Source organism: Burkholderia sp. KBS0801, assembly GCF_005937855.2.
GTDB classification, from domain to species: domain Bacteria; phylum Pseudomonadota; class Gammaproteobacteria; order Burkholderiales; family Burkholderiaceae; genus Burkholderia; species Burkholderia ambifaria.
The window spans coordinates 1,480,350-1,496,806 of sequence record NZ_CP042177.1 but is presented as its reverse complement, the minus strand read 5'-3'; the positions used below and the strand labels follow the sequence as shown (position 1 = coordinate 1,496,806).

The window sequence follows — 16,457 nt, the reverse complement described above, 5'->3', positions numbered from 1 at the left end:
GTCGTGCCCGGCCCTGTCAGGCGGACGGCTCGTCGATCGCGGGCAGCGACACCGTCACCGCGGTGCCGACACCCACTTCGCTGTCGACCGTCACGCTGCCGCCGTGGCGCGTGACGACCGTCTTCACGAATGCCATGCCGAGCCCGGAGCCCGAGATTTCGGGCCGCTCGCCGGCATGGAACCGCTTGAAACGCTCGAACAGATGCCGCTGATCTTCCGGCGCGATGCCGTACCCCTGATCGCGAATCGTACAGAACATCCGCCTCGATGCGTGCTCGATCGTCAGCGTACACGTGATCACCGTGTCGGACGGACTGTATTTGACCGCGTTGTTCAGCACGTTGACGAACGCGCGCGTGATCAGCGAGCGGTCGGCGCGCGTCCAGCCCATGTCGGTGCCGACGTCGGTATCGATGCGGATGCGCTTGGCCTGCGCCTGCGGCCAGACTTCGTCGCTCGCGTCGATCAGCACGTCGACGAGGCTCGTCGGCTCGAGCTGGTACGCCTGCGACTCCGCGCGCGCCAGTTGCACGAATTCGTCGGCGAGCGACAGCGCACGATGCGCATACCGCTCGATTCGCGCGAGCAGCCGGCGCGTCGCGTCGGTCTCGACGCGTTCGCGCTCGATCTCGACGAGCGCGAGGATCGACGACTGCGGCGAGCGCATGTCGTGCGACAGCAGGTGCAGCGCCTCCTCGCGCTGCCGCTCGGCCGCATGCAGCTCGGTCACGTCGACGAGGCCGGCGATCCAGCCCGTCACGTGGCCCTGCGCGTTCGTACATGCCGCGTAGCGTAGCAGATGGTCGAGCCCGTCGCGGTCGCGCACCTCGATGCCGCGCGCCATCGCATCGTGCTCGGCCTCGAGCGTCGGGTCGAGCGCGGCCGGCCAGTGCTCGCGGATCGCGACGTCGTGTTCGACGTTGCCGTCGACGGTCTTCATGAAGGTCAGCTCGCCGAGCGCGGCGCGCAGCGGCCTCCCTTCCGGCAACGGCAGCGCGAGCCGCGCCCCGTAGCGCTTCGCCGCGTGGTTCGCGATCAGCACGGTGCCGGCCAGGTCGGTGACGAAGATCGGCTCCGGCATGCTGTCAAGGCTGTCCCATACGAAGCGCTTCATGTCCTGCACGCGCTGCGCGGCCTGCGCCATCAGCGCCATCTGCCGTTCGAGCACGTCGCCGCCGACGCTGCGCGTGCGCGGCGCCTCGGGCAGCAGGTGCGGCTCGTCGGCGAGCCGCTGCAGCTCGCGGCGCAGGTACGACATCGTCATTTCGAGGCGCCGCCAGTTCCAGATCGGGTACACGGCGATCAGCCCGAAGATCGCGGGCGCGGGCGACAGCCACACGCGCGCCTCGAACAACAGCGCGACGCTCGCGACGACGGCCGCCGCCGCCAGGCTCAGCGTCAGCAGCAGGCCGCGCCACGGCGACAGCATCAGGAAACCGGCCAGCAGCACCGCGAGCGGCAGCAGCGACGCGGCGCACAGCCCCGCGCGCGACACGGGCAGGATCGCGCTGCCGGTCGTCAGCATGTCGAGCACGTTCGCATGGATGTACACGCCCGCGAGCGGGCCGAACTCGCCCGACACCGGAGTCGCGAAGCGGTCGTAGAGGCCCGAAGCGGTCACGCCGACGACAACGATCTTGCCGCGCAGCGCGTCGGGTTTCACGCGCCCTTCGAGCACGTCGTCGAACGACAGCGTCGGATACGCGGGGGTGTTGCGGCTGAACGGGATCAGGTAGCGGCCCTCGCCTGTCAGGTCGCGCGACAGGTCGTGCGCATGCGCGCCGGGCGCCCCGCCGACCGGATGCAGCCGGCCGGCCTCGAGCGCGCGGTAGACGGGCACCATCAGTTGCGGCCAGCGCACGCGGCCGTCGCTTTCGAACAGCGCGACGCTGCGCACGATGCCGTCGGGATCGACTTCGAGATTGATGTGGCCGAGCCCCGTCGCGCGGGCCGCAAGCTCCGCGACCGGCGGATCGACGGTGCGCGTGCCGTCCGCCTGCTCGGGGCTCAGCAGCACGGCGAGGAACGTCGGCACGTGGGCCATCGCGTCCGCGAACGGACGATCCTCGGGCGACTGCTCGGTAAACAGCACGTCGTAGACGACCGCGGCCGGCTGCGCACGCGCCAGCGTGTCGAGCAGCCGCGCATGCACGCTGCGCGGCCACGGCCAGCGGCCGAGCGCGGACACGCTCTGGTTGTCGATGTCGACGACGACGACGTCGGGCGACAGCGGCAGGCTGCGCAGCATCAGCAGCCGGTCGTAGATCAGCCCGTCAACGCTCGACGACAGCCGGCCGAGCGCGCACGCGAGGATCACCGCGATGCCGAGGCAGCCGATCGCGATCCATTCGATCAGGAAGCGGCGGCCGAGGCGCCGCCGCGGGGAAACGGAGTCGGTTTTCATCTGCCGCGGATCAGCGCGACAACGTGAACGCGCTGACCGGACTCGTCTTCTGGTAGAACTTGCCGCCTTCGAACTCCTCGACCGTCACGGCCCAGTAGTAGTCGCCGGGCGGCAGGTGCGCGACGGTGATCTTGCGCGCGTGCAGGCCGACCTGGTCGACGACCGGCGCGCTCAGGTCCTTCGAGCGCGACAGCACGAACCGGTAGCGCGCATCCTTGCCCGCGCCGTTCGGCGACCAGCGGAACTCGTAGCCGCCGGCGCCCGGCGACGCGCTCGCGTCGAGCCCCATCTGGCGCCGCTCGAACGCATAGGTGCGCGGCATACCTTCGAGGCCGTTGGTGTCGATCGCGGCGACCCGCACGAAATACGTGCCGTTCGGCACGTCGCGAAACACCGCGCTCGGCGTATCGGTGCGGGTTTCGCGGAACAGGTCGAGCATGCCCGCGTCGTGCGCGAGCTGCAGGTGATATGCGTGCGCAGCGGCGAGCGGCGCGATGTCGAACGCGACGTCGGGCTCGTCCTGCACCTTGTCCGGATGCGTGAGCGCCGGTGCGGGCAGCAGCTGGACGGGCGCGCCGATCGCGCCGGACGACGTCGCGATGCTGCCGAAGTTCGCGTGCACGAGCGTCGGGTCGGCCGGTTGCCGCTTGCCGGCGACGCCGACGGTACCGTCGAGCACTTCGACGCGCGTCGTCGCGTTGCCGGCCGCATCGTAGTTCACGCGAAAGCGCGTGCCGCGCACGCCGGCCACGACCGACGGCGAGCGGATCTGGAAGCGGTCGTCGCGTTTCTTCAGATGCGTGACTTCGCTGTCGACCGAGCCGCGCGTGAGCTCGAACTCGCGATCGAGCGTGCCGGTCAGCACGGTACGGCGCAGCGTCTTCAGGTCGAGCTGGCTGTCGGGCGGCAGGCTCATGTGCGTGCCGTCGGCGAGCTCGATCGTCACGAAACCGTTCGCGCCGGTACGCACGCGGTCGCCCTCGTTGAGCGTCGCATCGTCGGCGAGCGGCACGTAGGCGTCGCCGGACGTGCGCTCGGCCGCCCCCTGCACCGCGACGACGCGCGCGGTCAGCTTTTCCTTGCGCAGCCGCGCGACCGGCAGCTTCAGCGCGATGCCGGGCTGCAGGTGCTTCGGGGCGGGCACGCCGTTGATCTGCTGCAGCAGTTGCCAGTCGTCCGGGCCCTGCAGGTACCGCGCGGCGACGTCGTACAGCGTGTCGCCGGCTTGCGTGCGGTAGACGATCGTCTTGCCCGCGGCCGCCGGCGGCCGCGCGGCGGCCTGCTGTGCCGCGCACGCAAGCGCGACCGCACACGCCGCGCGCAGTGCCGCCGTGCGCAGGCCCGGCGTGCGCTGCGTAATGCGCGCGATCACTCCGGTTCTCCCTGGCCGACGCGCTCGAGCCGGTAGCCATAGCCGTAGATCGGCGCGAGACGATAGCCGTTTTCCGGCCGCAGGCCAAGCTTCGTGCGCAGCATCGAGATGTGCGTGTCCATCGTGCGCGACGGAATGTCGGTCGCCTGCTTCCACACGAGATCGAGAATGTGCGCGCGCGACAGCGGCCGGTCGAGATGCTGGAACAGCAGCAGCGCGAGCTCGAATTCCTTCTGCGTGAGGCTCACGGCCTTGTCGCCGACATACGCCTGCTTCAGGTTCACGTCGAAGCGGAACTGGTCGAACTCGCGAACGGTCGCCTCCGGATTGACCGGATACGCGCGGCGCAGCAGCGAGCCGATGCGTGCGCGCAGGATCGGGCCCGACACGGGCTTGACCACGTAATCGTCGGCGCCGGCGTTGAGGATCTGCGTGATCCCCGCCTCGTCGTCGCGACTGGTCATGAAGATGATCGGCAGGCTGTGCTCGGACTGGTTCGCACGGACCCACTTCAGCACTTCCTCGCCGGACATGTCGGGCACGTTCCAGTCGAGCACGAGCAGATCGAACGTCTCGCGCTGCAGACGCTTCTTCAGGGCCTTGCCTTCCTTGAACGCATAGCACGTGTGGCCGGCGGCCGTCAGCGTTTGACTGACGAAATCCGTCTGGGCCGGATCGTCATCCAGTACAGCAATTCTCATAGCACCCCGCAAATCGAAATCGATTCGTCCAGTTCAGCTCCCCGCGCTCACTCCGCCGCGCCGGACACGGGCACGGCTTCCGAAGCCGGCCGGCGAGCCGCCGTTTGGCCGCTCGCGCACCCTGCGTGACACGGCGCCCCGGCCAATATCTCAAAAACGGGGCACGGACGAACCGGCGATTTCATCATAGTAGTATGAAATTCGCCAAGAAATTGCGCGGACTACGGTCCTTTATTCGAATAATCCTGCCCATCGCGCGATTACGCGCCCTGGTCGGCGCCTGCCAGGCCGGCCATCGGCTCGGCAAAATCGTCGGTCGGCACACCCCGCCGCCGCGCGAGCGACGCCTACTCCGGCTGCCGCAGCGTCGGCTGCCGCAGCATCGGCTGCCGCAGCATCCGCTCCAGCTGGCCGCGCACGCGCTCCCACGCCGGCGCCGCATAGTCGGGCTGGCTCGCCGCCCACGCGTGCGCGAGATCGAACACGCGCTCGACCGTCGCACCGCAATACGTGATGGCCGCGCCGTCGCCGTGCGCGGCGTCGCGCAGCCGTTCGTCGAGCGATTCGGCCAGCCACGGCATCTCGGCCGCCGCCGAATCGGCATAGGCCTCCAGCGCGGCACGCGCGTGGCGATCCTGTTGCGGGTCGAGCTCGATCCGGCTCGACCCCGCCGCGCGGGCGGGCGCGGTGCGTTCCGCCGCGGACGGACTTCGAATGGTTCCTTGTCTGAAGGACATGTCCTCTCCCCGTTTGTACGACGGTAGCGTCAGGCATGGCCCCCGTGCCCGCCTCGTATGACGTACCGTGGCCGGCGCATCCATCCGAGACGGACGACCGGCCGGGTCAGTATACGCAGCCGGTCGTGCGACGAGGTTTAAGAATTGTCAGAGGCAGCGAAGGTGCGGGGGCCCGCCACGGGCACTGCCCGGCCGGGTGCCGCGAGAGGCGCGTGATGCGGGCCGTCAGCGGCGGCGCATCAGGAATACGAAGGTTTTGTCCTGGGTCGTGACTTCGACGATCTCGTTGCCCGTCTGCTTCGCGAACGCGGCGAAATCGCGCTGCGAGCCCGGATCGGTCGCGAGCACCTTGAGGATCTGCCCGCTCTCCATATCGGCGAGCGCTTTCTTGGCGCGCAGGATCGGCAACGGGCAGTTAAGCCCGCGCGCGTCCACTTCCTTGTGAATCTGCATCGGCTGTCGACCTTCGAGTGACGCGCCACACGGGCGCGGGAGGAAGCGGCGATTTTACCGCAGTGCGGCCGGGCCTGCCCGGCGCCGCCGAAGCACGGCCATGCGGGCAGGCAGGCATGCCGCGCGCGCCGCTCAGGCGCCCGAAAAGCCGCCCGCGAGCCGCTCGCGCAGGTGCCGCACCAGCGCGCGCACCGCGCTCGGCACGACCGGGCTGTACGGCCGGATCGCGAAGATATGGTCGCCGAACGCGCCCGACGGTCGCCAGCCGTCGAGCAGCGCGACGAGCCGGCCTGCGTCGAGATCGCGCTGCGCGCTGAAATCCGGCAGCAGCGCAATGCCGAGCCCGCCGAGCGCGGCCTCGCGCATCGCCTCGCTGTTGTTGGCCGCGAAGCTGCCGCGCACCGGCACGCTCACGCGCTGGCGGCGCCGGCCGTCGGGCTCGAAGCTCCAGGCGGCCGGCTCGTTGTCGCGCAGATAGCACAGGCAGCTATGATCGACGAGCTCGCTCGGGTGACGCGGCGCGCCGCGCGCATCGAGGTAGTCGCGGCTCGCGACCAGCAGCGAACGCGTGTCGCACAGCTTCCACGCGACGTGGGTCTGCGGCGCAGTCGTCGTATGGCGAATCGCGAGATCGAAGCCCTCCTGCGTCAGCGAATGCAGCCGGTCGGACAGGTCGAGCTCGATATGCACGCCCGGATGCTGCCGCAGGAAATCGGGCAGGTGCGGCACCACCTGCTGGCGCCCGAGCGCGACGGGCGCCGTCACGCGCAGCAGCCCGCGCGGTTCGCCGGCCAGCTCCTTCACGCGCGCGAAATGCTGGCCGATCGACTCGAACGCGTCGCGCGTGCTGTCGACCAGCGTCTGCCCCGCGTCGGTGAGCCGCACGCTGCGGGTGGTGCGCCGCACGAGCGGCACGCCGGCCGCCTTCTCGAGATCGGCGATGCGCTGGCTCATCGCGGCCTTGCTGATGCCGAGCCGCTGCGCGGCGGCCGTGAAACTGCCGGCCGCGGCGAGCACCGTCAGCGAATGGATATGCGGCCAGAGCGCCTGGACATTTTGCTGATTCATCCATCGATTATTCAGAATTCTAAACAGTGAATCAAGCTGCGCGGCCTTCTCCCGCCCCGCCGCTTTGCCTAGACTAGGCTCCATTCGCCCCATCCCCAGGAGACACGATGAACCCGGTTCCCGCGTACACGTCCGACGCCGACGTCGGCCATTACCTCGACGGCGCGCCCGTTGCCGGCCGCAGCGGCCGCTTCCAGGACGTCCTCAACCCGGCGCTCGGCCGCGCGGTGCGCCGCGTCGCGCTCGCCGACGGCGACGAAGTGCAGCGCGCCGTCGCGTCCGCCCATGCCGCGTTCCCGGCCTGGGCCGACACGCCGCCGATCCGCCGCGCACGCGTGCTGCACCGCTTCCTGCAACTGATGAACGAGCATCGCGACACCCTCGCGGCGATCATCACGGCCGAGCACGGCAAGGTGTTTTCCGACGCGCAGGGCGAAGTCGCGCGCGGCATCGACATCATCGAATTCGCATGCGGCGTGCCGCAACTGCTGAAGGGTGACTTCACCGACCAGGTCAGCACCGGCATCGACAACTGGACGATGCGCCAGCCGCTCGGCGTCGTCGCGGGCATCACGCCGTTCAACTTCCCGTGCATGGTGCCGTGCTGGATGTTTCCGGTCGCGCTCGCGACGGGCAACACGTTCGTGCTCAAGCCGAGCGAGCGCGACCCGTCGGCGGCGCTGTTCATCGCCGACCTGCTCACGCAGGCCGGCCTCCCCGCCGGCGTGTTCAACGTCGTGCAAGGCGACAAGGGCGCGGTCGACGCGCTGCTCGACCACCCGGACGTGCAGGCCGTCAGCTTCGTCGGCTCGACGCCGATCGCGGCCTACGTGCAGCAGCGCGCGGTGCAGTCGGGCAAGCGCGTGCAGGCGCTCGGCGGTGCGAAGAACCACCTCGTCGTGATGCCGGACGCGAACATCGAGCAGGCGGTCGATGCGCTGATCGGCGCGGCGTACGGCTCGGCCGGCGAACGCTGCATGGCGATCAGCATCGCGGTGCTGGTCGGCGACGTGGCCGACCGGATCGTGCCGGCGGTCGCCGAGCGCGCGCGCAAGCTGGTGATCGGCGACGGGATGTCGCCGGAAGTCGAGATGGGCCCGATCGTCACCGGCGAAGCGCTCAAGCGCATCGAAGGCTATATCGAACAAGGCGTCAGCGAAGGCGCGCAACTGGTGGTCGACGGGCGCGGGCTGCGCGTGCCGGGCCGCGAGGAAGGCTTCTTCACCGGCGGCACGCTGTTCGATCACGTGAGCCCCGACATGCGCATCTACAAGGAAGAAATCTTCGGGCCGGTGCTCGGCTGCGTGCGCGTGAAGGACTTCGGCGAAGCCGTCGACCTCATCAACGCGCACGAGTTCGGCAACGGCGTCGCCTGCTTCACGAGCGACGGCGGCATCGCACGCGAATTCGCGCGGCGCATCCAGGTCGGCATGGTCGGCATCAACGTGCCGATTCCGGTGCCGATGGCATGGCACGGCTTCGGCGGCTGGAAGAAGAGCCTGTTCGGCGACATGCATGCGTACGGCGAGGAAGGCGTGCGTTTCTACACGCGCCAGAAGTCGGTGATGCAGCGCTGGTCGTCGAGCATCGGCAAGGGCGCCGAGTTCGCGATGCCGACCGCGAAGTAAGCAGCCCGTGCGCCGCCCGCCGGGCAATCCCGCGGGCGGCGGGCAAGCACATGGCCGGCGTCAGCCGGCCTTCGTGCCGTGCGCGCCGTCGGCGGTCGGCAGGTACGACAGCTCGAGGCGGTACGCGAGCGCGACGAACAGGCTCTGCGCGAGGCCCATCGTCGCGGTCAGCGCGCGAAACCCGAACGTCGCGCTGTCCTGCACCATCAGCGTCACCTCGGCCTCCCGCGCGAGTGGGCTCATTCGGCTGTCGGTGATCGCGATCAGGCGCGCGCCGCGCTGCACGGCCTGCTGCGCGACCTGCACCGTCTCTTCCGCATACGGCATGAACGAGATCACGATCATCACGTCGCCTTCGCGCACCGAGCGGATCTGGCCGAGATGCATGCTGCCGAGCGCGCTGAACAGGCCGATGCGCTTGTCGGTGTGCTGCAGCGCATAGTCGAGATACACGGCGATCGGAAACGCGCGGCGCGAGCCGGCGATCCAGATTGCCTGCGTGTCGGCGAGCAGGTCGACGGCCTGCGCGAGCGCCTGCGCATCGAGCGTCTGCCGCAGCTGCTGCATCCCGGCGATACTGCCCTTGATGAATTCGTCGGCGATCTGCTCGGGCTGCAGGCTCGACGAGCCCGATTCGATCACGTCGCGCAACCGCAGGTTGTACGCGCGGCCCGGCGCGATCTGCTGGGCCAGGCCCTCGCGGAACAGCCGCTGCATCTCGGAGAAGCCGGAGAAGCCGAAATGCTTCGCGAACCGCACGACGGCCGACGGCTGGACGCCGCAGGCCTCCGCGAGCGACTGGATGCCCTCCAGGCCGAGCTGGTCGCGATGCGTTTCCACGTGACGCGCAATCACCTTCAGGCGATTGCTGAGGCCGTCGTACTCCTGCGTCAGATGCTGCAGGAACTCCTCGACGGTGGCGGGAGGTTTCTCGGATGAGCTCATCGGATAGCGCGAAGTTGACGGCCCCGATGCGCGCGCGGCCTGTGGGCGCGGCCCGGGACTCCCCTGAATACATGCATGAAGGGCGAATTTAATCACGTTTGCGGCACGGCCCGTGCCGCCTGCTCGCTCCCACGCGCTCGATCATCACCTGCACACGCTCCACGGCGATACTGGAACCGTACCGGAGCCCATTCTCCAATGCGCTCGCCGCGCCGTAAAGATCAGGGCCGCTACCGACGCCGCGCATCGGCCGCCATGGCTCAACGATAGTCGACCCACACGCCGCCCGCATCGGCGGAGCGCACGCAGTTCTCGACCCAGCGCACGCCTTCGACGCCTGCGTGAACGTCCGGAAAGCGGATGTTCTGCAATGCTTGCGTGTCGCCGCGATCGGCCGCGTCCATCGCAAGCGCGAAGCGCGCATACAGGTTCGACCACGCTTCGAACAGCCCTTCCGGATGCCCGGCGCCGATGCGATCCTCGCGCAATGCGCGCGGATGCAGATAGCCCATCCCGCGATCGAGCACCTGCGCGGGCTGCCCCTGGATTTCGTAGCGCAACTGGTTCGGATGCTCGTCCCACCATTCGACGCTCGCCTTCGAGCCGATCACGCGCACCTTCTGCCCGTGCATCGAGCCCGCGTTCACCGCGCTCGACCATACGTAGCCGATCGCGCCCGTGTCGTATTCCATGATCGTGAACGCGTTGTCCTCGAGCGGCGCGCGGCTTTTCACGAAGCTCTGCCGCGAGCACATCAGCCGGCGGATCTTCAGCTCGGGCGCCATCACCTCCGAGATGTACAGCGGGTGCGTGCCGATGTCGCCGAGCACGTAGCTCGGGCCCGCGAACGTCGGATCGACGCGCCAGCGCGCGGCCGCGCTGGCGGCCTCGACACCCTCGCTGTGAAAACCGTGCGCGAACTGCATCTGCACGATGCGGATCTCGCCGAGATCGCCGCGCGCGATCATCTCGCGCGCCTGCTCGATCATCTGGTGGCCCGAATAGCCGTACGCGACGCCGACGATGCGGTTCTTCTCGACCGACAGCCGCTGCAGCGCCTCGGCCTCCGCGGTCGTGAAGCACAACGGCTTCTCGCAGACCACATGCAGCCCGGCGTTGAGCGCCGCGCGGCAGATCTCGAAGTGCGTGTTGTTCGGCGTCGCGATCGACACCGCGCGGATGCCGTCGGCGCGGCGTGCCTCGGCGTCGAACATCGCGCGGTAGTCGGGATAGCAGCGCCCGGCGTCGACGCCGAGCTTCACGCCGAACTGCCGGCCGCGCTCGGCATCGATATCGAACGCACCGGCGACCAGCCGGAAGCTGCCGTCGCGCAACGCGGCCGACCGGTGGCTGTAGCCGATCTGGCTGCCAAGCCCGCCACCGACCATGCCCCAGGGAATCGAATGTCCGAGCAGCATCTGTCCGTCGATCATGATTGTCGTGCTCCTGTCCGTGTTCAGGTGTTCAGATGTTCAAAGGTTCAGGCGGTCGATCGTTCATGCGAACCCGGCCGACGCGAGAAACGCGCGGCTCGCCGCGACGTCGCGCAGGCTCGTGCCGGCGTTGCGCGGATCGCGCTCCTGTTCGATCGTGATGTAGCCGGCATAGCCGATGTCGTCGAGCGCGCGGCGGATCGCGCGGTAGTCGAGCGCGCCGGTGCCGATCGGGCACATCACGCCGCGCGCGCAGGCCGCGAAGAACGCGATGTGCTCGCCCATCACCGCGTCGTACACGGCCGCGTCGATATCCTTGAAATGCACGTAGTCGAGCCGCGCCGCATGGCGACGCAGCCAGGTCTCGGGATCCATCCCCGAGTAGTACAGGTGGCCGGTGTCGAGACACAGGCCGGCCGTGTCGGCCGCGATATCGGCGACGATCCGGTCGATCTCGTCCGCGAACTCGATGTAGCCGCCCGCATGCGGATGGATCACCGCGCGCACGCCGAATTCGTCGCGCGCGATCGTCGCGATCCGGCGGATGTGGTCGACCATCCGCGCCCAGCGTTCGGCGCACAGGCGCGGCGCGCGCGCCGTATGGCCGGCCGCGTAGTCGCGCTCCTCGTGCCCCCAGTCCATCACGACCAGGTACGGCGCCGCGTAGCGCTGGCCGTGCTGCGTCGGCAGCTTCGGCAGTCGCGTGATCAACGCGCAGATCTCGCGCGTCTGGCGCAGCAGGTCCGGCAGGTTCTCCGGCGACACCAGATCGTCGAAGATCGTGCCGGCGGTGATGCTCAGGCGCTGCCGTTCGAGCTCCGCGCTCACCACGTCGAGTTCGAGCGGGATATAGCCGTAGGGCCCGAGCTCGATGCCCGAGTAGCCGGCCTGCGCGGCCTCGGCGAGCACGTGCCGCCACGACGGCAGGTGCGGGTTGTTCACGTCGTCGACGCCCCAGCAGCAGGGCGCGCAGCCAATCTTCATCGTCATGTCGGTCAGTCCGGCAGAAAAGCGGCGCGGTGCCGCGTGGGGGTGGCGCGGCCGTGGCTCAGCCGCGATAGAACGCCGGGCGTTCGGCCATCGCGATCGGCTCGACCGCCCCGCTCTGCTGCGCGCGCACGCACGCGTCGGCCGCGACCGCCGCCGCGTAGCCGTCCCACGCGGACGGGCCGGTCAGCGCACCCTGCCGCACGCCGTCGATGAACGCCTGCAGCTCGACGTCGTACGACGCGATGAAGCGCTCCTTCCAGTCGGTCATGATCTCGACCGATTGCCGCGCCGCGTGCTTGAGCCCGACGGCCGGCGGATCGGGCAGCTTCGCGATGCCGTTCTCGCCCACGACCTCGCACTGGATGTCGTAGCCGTACTGGCAGTTGACGAAGATCTCGACGTCGATGCGCACGCCGCTCGCGGTTTCGAGCAGCACGATCTGCGGATCGGCGAGATGCGCGCTCGCGTGGCGCGTCTTCTTCGGGTAGACGACCTGCGCGCTCGTGTAGTCCTCGCCGAGCAGCCAGCGCAGCACGTCGAGCTCGTGGATCAGCGTGTCGGTGATCGCCATGTCGGTCGTGTAGCGCTCACCGACCGACTGGTTGCGGTGCGCGCAATGCAGCATCAGCGGCGCGCCGATCCCTCCGCTGTCGATCACGTGCTTGAGCGCGCGATAGCCTTCGTCGTACGGCCGCATGAAGCCGACCTGCACGAGCCGGCGGCCATGCGCGACCTCGGCCTCGACGATCCGCATGCAGCCTTGCGCGGTCACCGCGAGCGGCTTCTCGCAGAACACCGGCTTGCCGTGCGCGATCGCGTCGAGCACGAACGCTTCGTGCGTCGGCCCCCACGACGTGACGAGCACGGCCTGCACGTCGGCGGCCGCGACCACCTCGTGGCCGTCGCCGTAGATTTCCGCATCGAGCCCGTACTTCGTCACCGCATCGCGCGCCTGCTGCGGATCGATGTCGTTGACGGCCACCACGCGCGCGCCGGACAGCGTGCGCGTCAGCCTGCGGATATGGTCCTGGCCGATCGCGCCGCAGCCGATCACGCCGATTTGCAAGGTCATCCGGATATCTCCAGTCTGTCGTTCATCCATGGCGCGGCCGGTGCCGCGCCGGTCAGTATTGGGTCAGCGCGCCGCCGCGCGATCGAAATGGCGCTCGACGTAGCGCTGGATCGTGTCGCGCATGTAGCGTGACGACGCTTCCGCGCGGTCCTCCCACGCGAACACGCACGATGACATCACGCCGTCGAAGCCGGCGTCGCCGAGCGCGCGGAAAAATATGTCCCAGTCGATCTCGCCCTGCCCGATGTCGAGATGCTGGTGCACGCGGATCTGGTTCGAGCCGGGCGGGTTGACGATGTAGCGCAGCTGGCTGCTCTTGCGGTGGTCGAAGGTGTCGGCCACGCGCACGTGCGCGAGGATCGGCGCGGCCTGCGCGATCATCGCGGCCATGTCGTCGCCGTAGTAGAACGTGTGCGGCGCGATGTACGACAGCTTCAGCGACGGCGAGCCGAGGTTCGTGACGATGTCGATCGCCGGCTGCAGCTGCTCGATCCAGTCCTCCGGATGCGGCTCGACCGACAGCACGATGCGTTCGCGCTCGAGGATCGGCAGCAGCTCGTCCATCGAACGGAACCATGCGGCTTCGCACAGCTCCTTCGGGTTCGCGCCCGGGCGCTCGCCGACCGAGCGCTCCGGCGACGCGCCGCGCCCGAACTCGGACACCATCAGCGCGCATTCCATCTCGATGGCAACCTCGATCGCCTTCTTCCAGCAGCGCACCGCCCATTGCCGCTCGTCCTCGAACGGGCTGGCCCAGCGGTACATCGGCTGCAGCGACGCGAGCCCCACGCCGCTTGCGCGCAACGCGTGGCGGAACGCGGTCATGCGCGCGCGCGTCGCGCGCGGCATCACCCACCAGTCGAGAAAATCGCTGCGCGGCGACAACTCGATCTGGTCGTAGCCGAGCTCGGCGACCGCATGCGGCAACCGGTCGAGCGGCAGGTGGCGAATCATGTAGGGATCCAGAGCGATCTTCATCTTCTTTCCGGGCGAAGTGGGTATCGGTCTCGGCCGCTCAGCGGCGCGACTTCTTGTTGCGGTACTGATCGGCGATCACGGCCGCGACGATGATCGCGCCCTTGACCATCTCCTGGTAGTACGCGTCGATCCGGATGAACGTGAAGCCCGAGGTCATCACGCCGAGAATCAGCACGCCGATCACGGTGCCCGTCACGCGCCCGAGGCCGCCTGACAGCGACGTACCGCCGATCACGACGGCCGCGATCGCGTCGAGCTCGTACATCACGCCCATGCCCGACTGGCCGGAAATCGCGCGCGCGGCCGTCACGGTGCCGGCGATGCCGCTCAACAGGCCCGCGATCGCATAGACGAACACCAGGTGGCGCGTCACGTTGATGCCCGACACGACGGCCGCGTGGCGGTTCGCGCCGATCGCATACGTGTACTTGCCGAAGCGCGTATAGCGCAGCACGACGTGGAAGATCGCGGCCACCACGAGAAAGATGATCACCGGGTTCGCGCCCGCGCCGATCGCCGCGAACTGGTCGGTCAGCATCGACACCGGCATGCCGTTGGTGAACCACTTCGCAAAGCCGCGCGCGGCGACCATCGTGCCGAGCGTCGCGATGAACGGCGGGATGCCGGTCAACGCGATCAGCGAGCCGTTCAGCAGGCCGACCAGCAGCCCGACGCACACGCCGGCCAGCACCGGCCAGATGACCGGCAGGTCGGTCAGGTGCGGGAACACCGCGCGCGGAAAATCGGACACCTGCGCGAGGCTGGCCGACACGACGGCCGCCGCGGCGACGACCGAGCCCGACGACAGGTCGATCCCGCTGGTGATGATCACGAGGTTCACGCCGACCGCGATGATGCCGATCACGGCCATCTGCAGCACGATGATCTCGAGCCGCTCCGCGTTGAACAGGAAGCTCTGGCCGACGACGAGCCAGCCGATCACCTCGAAGAACAGGCTGATGCCCACCAGCACCAGGAAGATGCTCAGTTCGGGCGGCCACTTCGCGTGCCGCGTCTTGATCGTCAGGGACTGCGCGTCCGCGACCGGGTTCAGGTTGCCCATTGCTTTGTCTCCAATCTTGTTTCGGCTCAGCGCGAGGCCAGGTCCATGATGCGGACCTGGTCGGCGTCCTTGCGTTCGACGATGCCGGTCATCCGGCCTTCGTGCATCACCATCACGCGGTCGCTCATGCCGAGCACTTCCGGCATCTCCGACGAGATCATCAGGACCGCGACGCCCTTGCCGGCGAGCGCGCTGACGAGGCGGTGGATCTCGGCCTTCGCGCCGACGTCGATCCCGCGCGTCGGTTCGTCGAGGATCAGGATGCGCGGCTGCGTCAGCAGCCAGCGGCCGATCAGCACCTTCTGCTGGTTGCCGCCCGACAGGTTCTGGATTTCCTCGTGCAGCCCGGGCGTCTTCACGCGCAGCATCCGGCTCATTGCCTCGCAGTCGCGTTTCAACTGCGCCTGCCGCACGAAATTGAACTTCACGTAGCGGTTGCTGAGCACGGCCGCTTCCATGTTCGCGAGCAGGTCGAGATTCAGGAAGCAGCCGGTGTCCTTGCGGTCCTCGGTGAGAAACGCCATCCCGTGCTTCATCGCCTGCGCGGGCGTGGCTATGCGCACCGGCTTGCCGTCGATGCGGATCTCGCCGGAGGTCGCCGGCACGACGCCGAACAGCGCCTCCGCGACGTTCGAGCGCCCCGAGCCGACCAGGCCCGCGACGCCGAGGATCTCGCCCGCGCGCAGCTCGAAGCTGACGTCGCGGAACACGCCGTCGACGCCGAGGTTCTTCACGGCCAGCACGACGTCGCCGATCGGCACTTCCTCCTTCGGGAACATCTGCGTGATCTCGCGGCCGACCATCATCCGGATGATGTCGTCGCGCGTGACGTCGGTCGACGCGTGCGTGCCGATGTACTTGCCGTCGCGGAACACCGAGAACTCGTCGGCGATCTCGAACAGCTCGTTCATCTTGTGCGTGATGTAGACGATGCCCTTGCCCTGCTCGCGCAGCTGGCGAATGATCCGGAACAGGTGCGACACCTCCTTGTCGGTCAGCGCGGAAGTCGGCTCGTCCATGATCAGCACGTCGGAGTCGAACGACACGGCCTTCGCGATCTCGACCATCTGGCGGCTCGCGACCGTCAGCGTGCGCACGTCGGCTTCCGGATCGATGTCGATCGACAGCCGCTCGAACAGCGCGGCGGTGCGGCTGCGCAGCGCGGCGTGATCGATCAGGCCGAAGCGGTTCTTCGGTTCGCGACGGATCCAGATGTTCTCCGCGACCGTCATGTACGGCATCAGGTTGAGTTCCTGGTGAATCATCGCGATCCCGCGATCGAGCGCGTCGAGCGGGCCGCTCAGCACGACGGGCTCGCCGTTGATCAGGATCTCGCCCTGGTCGGGCGTGTAGACGCCGGCGATGATCTTCATCAGCGTCGACTTGCCGGCGCCGTTCTCGCCCATCAGCGCATGCACGGTGCCGCGACGCACGCGGAACTGCACGCCGTCGAGCGCGACGACGCCGGGAAACGACTTGCCGACGCCGCGCACCTCGAGCAGGCAGTCGGCGACGGGCGCACCGGACGAACCCGGCGCGGCGAACGACGCGGCCGGCGCGCTTTCGTTGGCCATCGGGCGCGCCATCCTGGCAGTAAACATGGACGTTCCTCG

At 68.7% G+C, this 16,457-nt stretch carries 14 protein-coding genes; 1 reads left to right on the top strand and 13 read right to left on the bottom strand.

Features of this window, described 5'->3' with window-relative positions; translation table 11 throughout:
• Window positions 1–16: 16 nt before the first annotated feature.
• The 6 genes from FFI87_RS07210 to FFI87_RS07185 all read right to left on the bottom strand — a co-directional run bounded on the left by FFI87_RS07210 (window position 17) and on the right by FFI87_RS07185 (window position 6,735).
• Window positions 17–2,404: a CHASE2 domain-containing protein gene (locus tag FFI87_RS07210; protein WP_138847846.1), complete on the bottom strand. Its 2,388-nt coding sequence runs from the start codon at window positions 2,402–2,404 to the stop codon at window positions 17–19.
• Window positions 2,405–2,414: 10 nt separating this feature from the next.
• Window positions 2,415–3,776: a FecR domain-containing protein gene (locus tag FFI87_RS07205; RefSeq protein WP_138847847.1), complete on the bottom strand. Its 1,362-nt coding sequence runs from the start codon at window positions 3,774–3,776 to the stop codon at window positions 2,415–2,417.
• Window positions 3,773–4,477 carry a response regulator transcription factor gene (locus tag FFI87_RS07200; RefSeq protein WP_006756066.1) on the bottom strand — a complete coding sequence of 235 codons (705 nt, stop codon included), beginning with the start codon at window positions 4,475–4,477 and terminating at the stop codon, window positions 3,773–3,775. Before FFI87_RS07200 ends, FFI87_RS07205 begins: the two co-directional genes overlap by 4 nt.
• Window positions 4,478–4,824: 347 nt before the next feature.
• On the bottom strand, window positions 4,825–5,214 hold the full coding sequence (locus FFI87_RS07195) for a peptidase (protein WP_138847848.1): 390 nt from the start codon (window positions 5,212–5,214) through the stop codon (window positions 4,825–4,827).
• Between the two features lie 225 nt (window positions 5,215–5,439).
• Entirely contained in the window at window positions 5,440–5,667 is a 228-nt protein-coding gene (locus tag FFI87_RS07190; RefSeq protein ID WP_006753156.1) for a sulfurtransferase TusA family protein, read from the bottom strand.
• Between the two features lie 132 nt (window positions 5,668–5,799).
• The gene (locus tag FFI87_RS07185; RefSeq protein WP_105830844.1) at window positions 5,800–6,735 is read right to left on the bottom strand and encodes a LysR family transcriptional regulator; all 936 of its coding nucleotides are present in this window, start codon (window positions 6,733–6,735) and stop codon (window positions 5,800–5,802) included.
• Window positions 6,736–6,842: 107 nt separating this feature from the next.
• On the opposite strand from FFI87_RS07185, the gene FFI87_RS07180 reads away from it, so the two are divergent.
• The gene (locus tag FFI87_RS07180) at window positions 6,843–8,363 is read left to right on the top strand and encodes a CoA-acylating methylmalonate-semialdehyde dehydrogenase (protein WP_138847849.1); all 1,521 of its coding nucleotides are present in this window, start codon (window positions 6,843–6,845) and stop codon (window positions 8,361–8,363) included.
• A 60-nt stretch (window positions 8,364–8,423) separates the two neighbouring features.
• Here the strand turns inward: FFI87_RS07180 and FFI87_RS07175 are convergent, their stop codons facing one another.
• The 7 genes from FFI87_RS07175 to FFI87_RS07140 form a co-directional block, all read right to left on the bottom strand.
• Window positions 8,424–9,308, bottom strand: coding sequence for a MurR/RpiR family transcriptional regulator (locus tag FFI87_RS07175; protein WP_012363692.1), 885 nt, complete (start codon window positions 9,306–9,308; stop codon window positions 8,424–8,426).
• Window positions 9,309–9,568: 260 nt separating this feature from the next.
• Window positions 9,569–10,741 carry a Gfo/Idh/MocA family protein gene (locus FFI87_RS07165; protein ID WP_138847851.1) on the bottom strand — a complete coding sequence of 391 codons (1,173 nt, stop codon included), beginning with the start codon at window positions 10,739–10,741 and terminating at the stop codon, window positions 9,569–9,571.
• A gap of 63 nt (window positions 10,742–10,804) precedes the next feature.
• Window positions 10,805–11,731, bottom strand: a complete 927-nt coding sequence (locus tag FFI87_RS07160) for a TIM barrel protein (protein WP_012363690.1) — start codon at window positions 11,729–11,731, stop codon at window positions 10,805–10,807.
• A gap of 58 nt (window positions 11,732–11,789) precedes the next feature.
• Window positions 11,790–12,803: a Gfo/Idh/MocA family protein gene (locus FFI87_RS07155; protein WP_126227583.1), complete on the bottom strand. Its 1,014-nt coding sequence runs from the start codon at window positions 12,801–12,803 to the stop codon at window positions 11,790–11,792.
• A gap of 63 nt (window positions 12,804–12,866) precedes the next feature.
• Window positions 12,867–13,781, bottom strand: a complete 915-nt coding sequence (locus tag FFI87_RS07150; protein ID WP_138847852.1) for a sugar phosphate isomerase/epimerase family protein — start codon at window positions 13,779–13,781, stop codon at window positions 12,867–12,869.
• 37 nt (window positions 13,782–13,818) lie between these two features.
• Window positions 13,819–14,844 carry an ABC transporter permease gene (locus tag FFI87_RS07145; protein ID WP_012363687.1) on the bottom strand — a complete coding sequence of 342 codons (1,026 nt, stop codon included), beginning with the start codon at window positions 14,842–14,844 and terminating at the stop codon, window positions 13,819–13,821.
• A gap of 26 nt (window positions 14,845–14,870) precedes the next feature.
• Window positions 14,871–16,445, bottom strand: a complete 1,575-nt coding sequence (locus FFI87_RS07140; protein ID WP_138847853.1) for a sugar ABC transporter ATP-binding protein — start codon at window positions 16,443–16,445, stop codon at window positions 14,871–14,873.
• Window positions 16,446–16,457 lie beyond the last annotated feature (12 nt).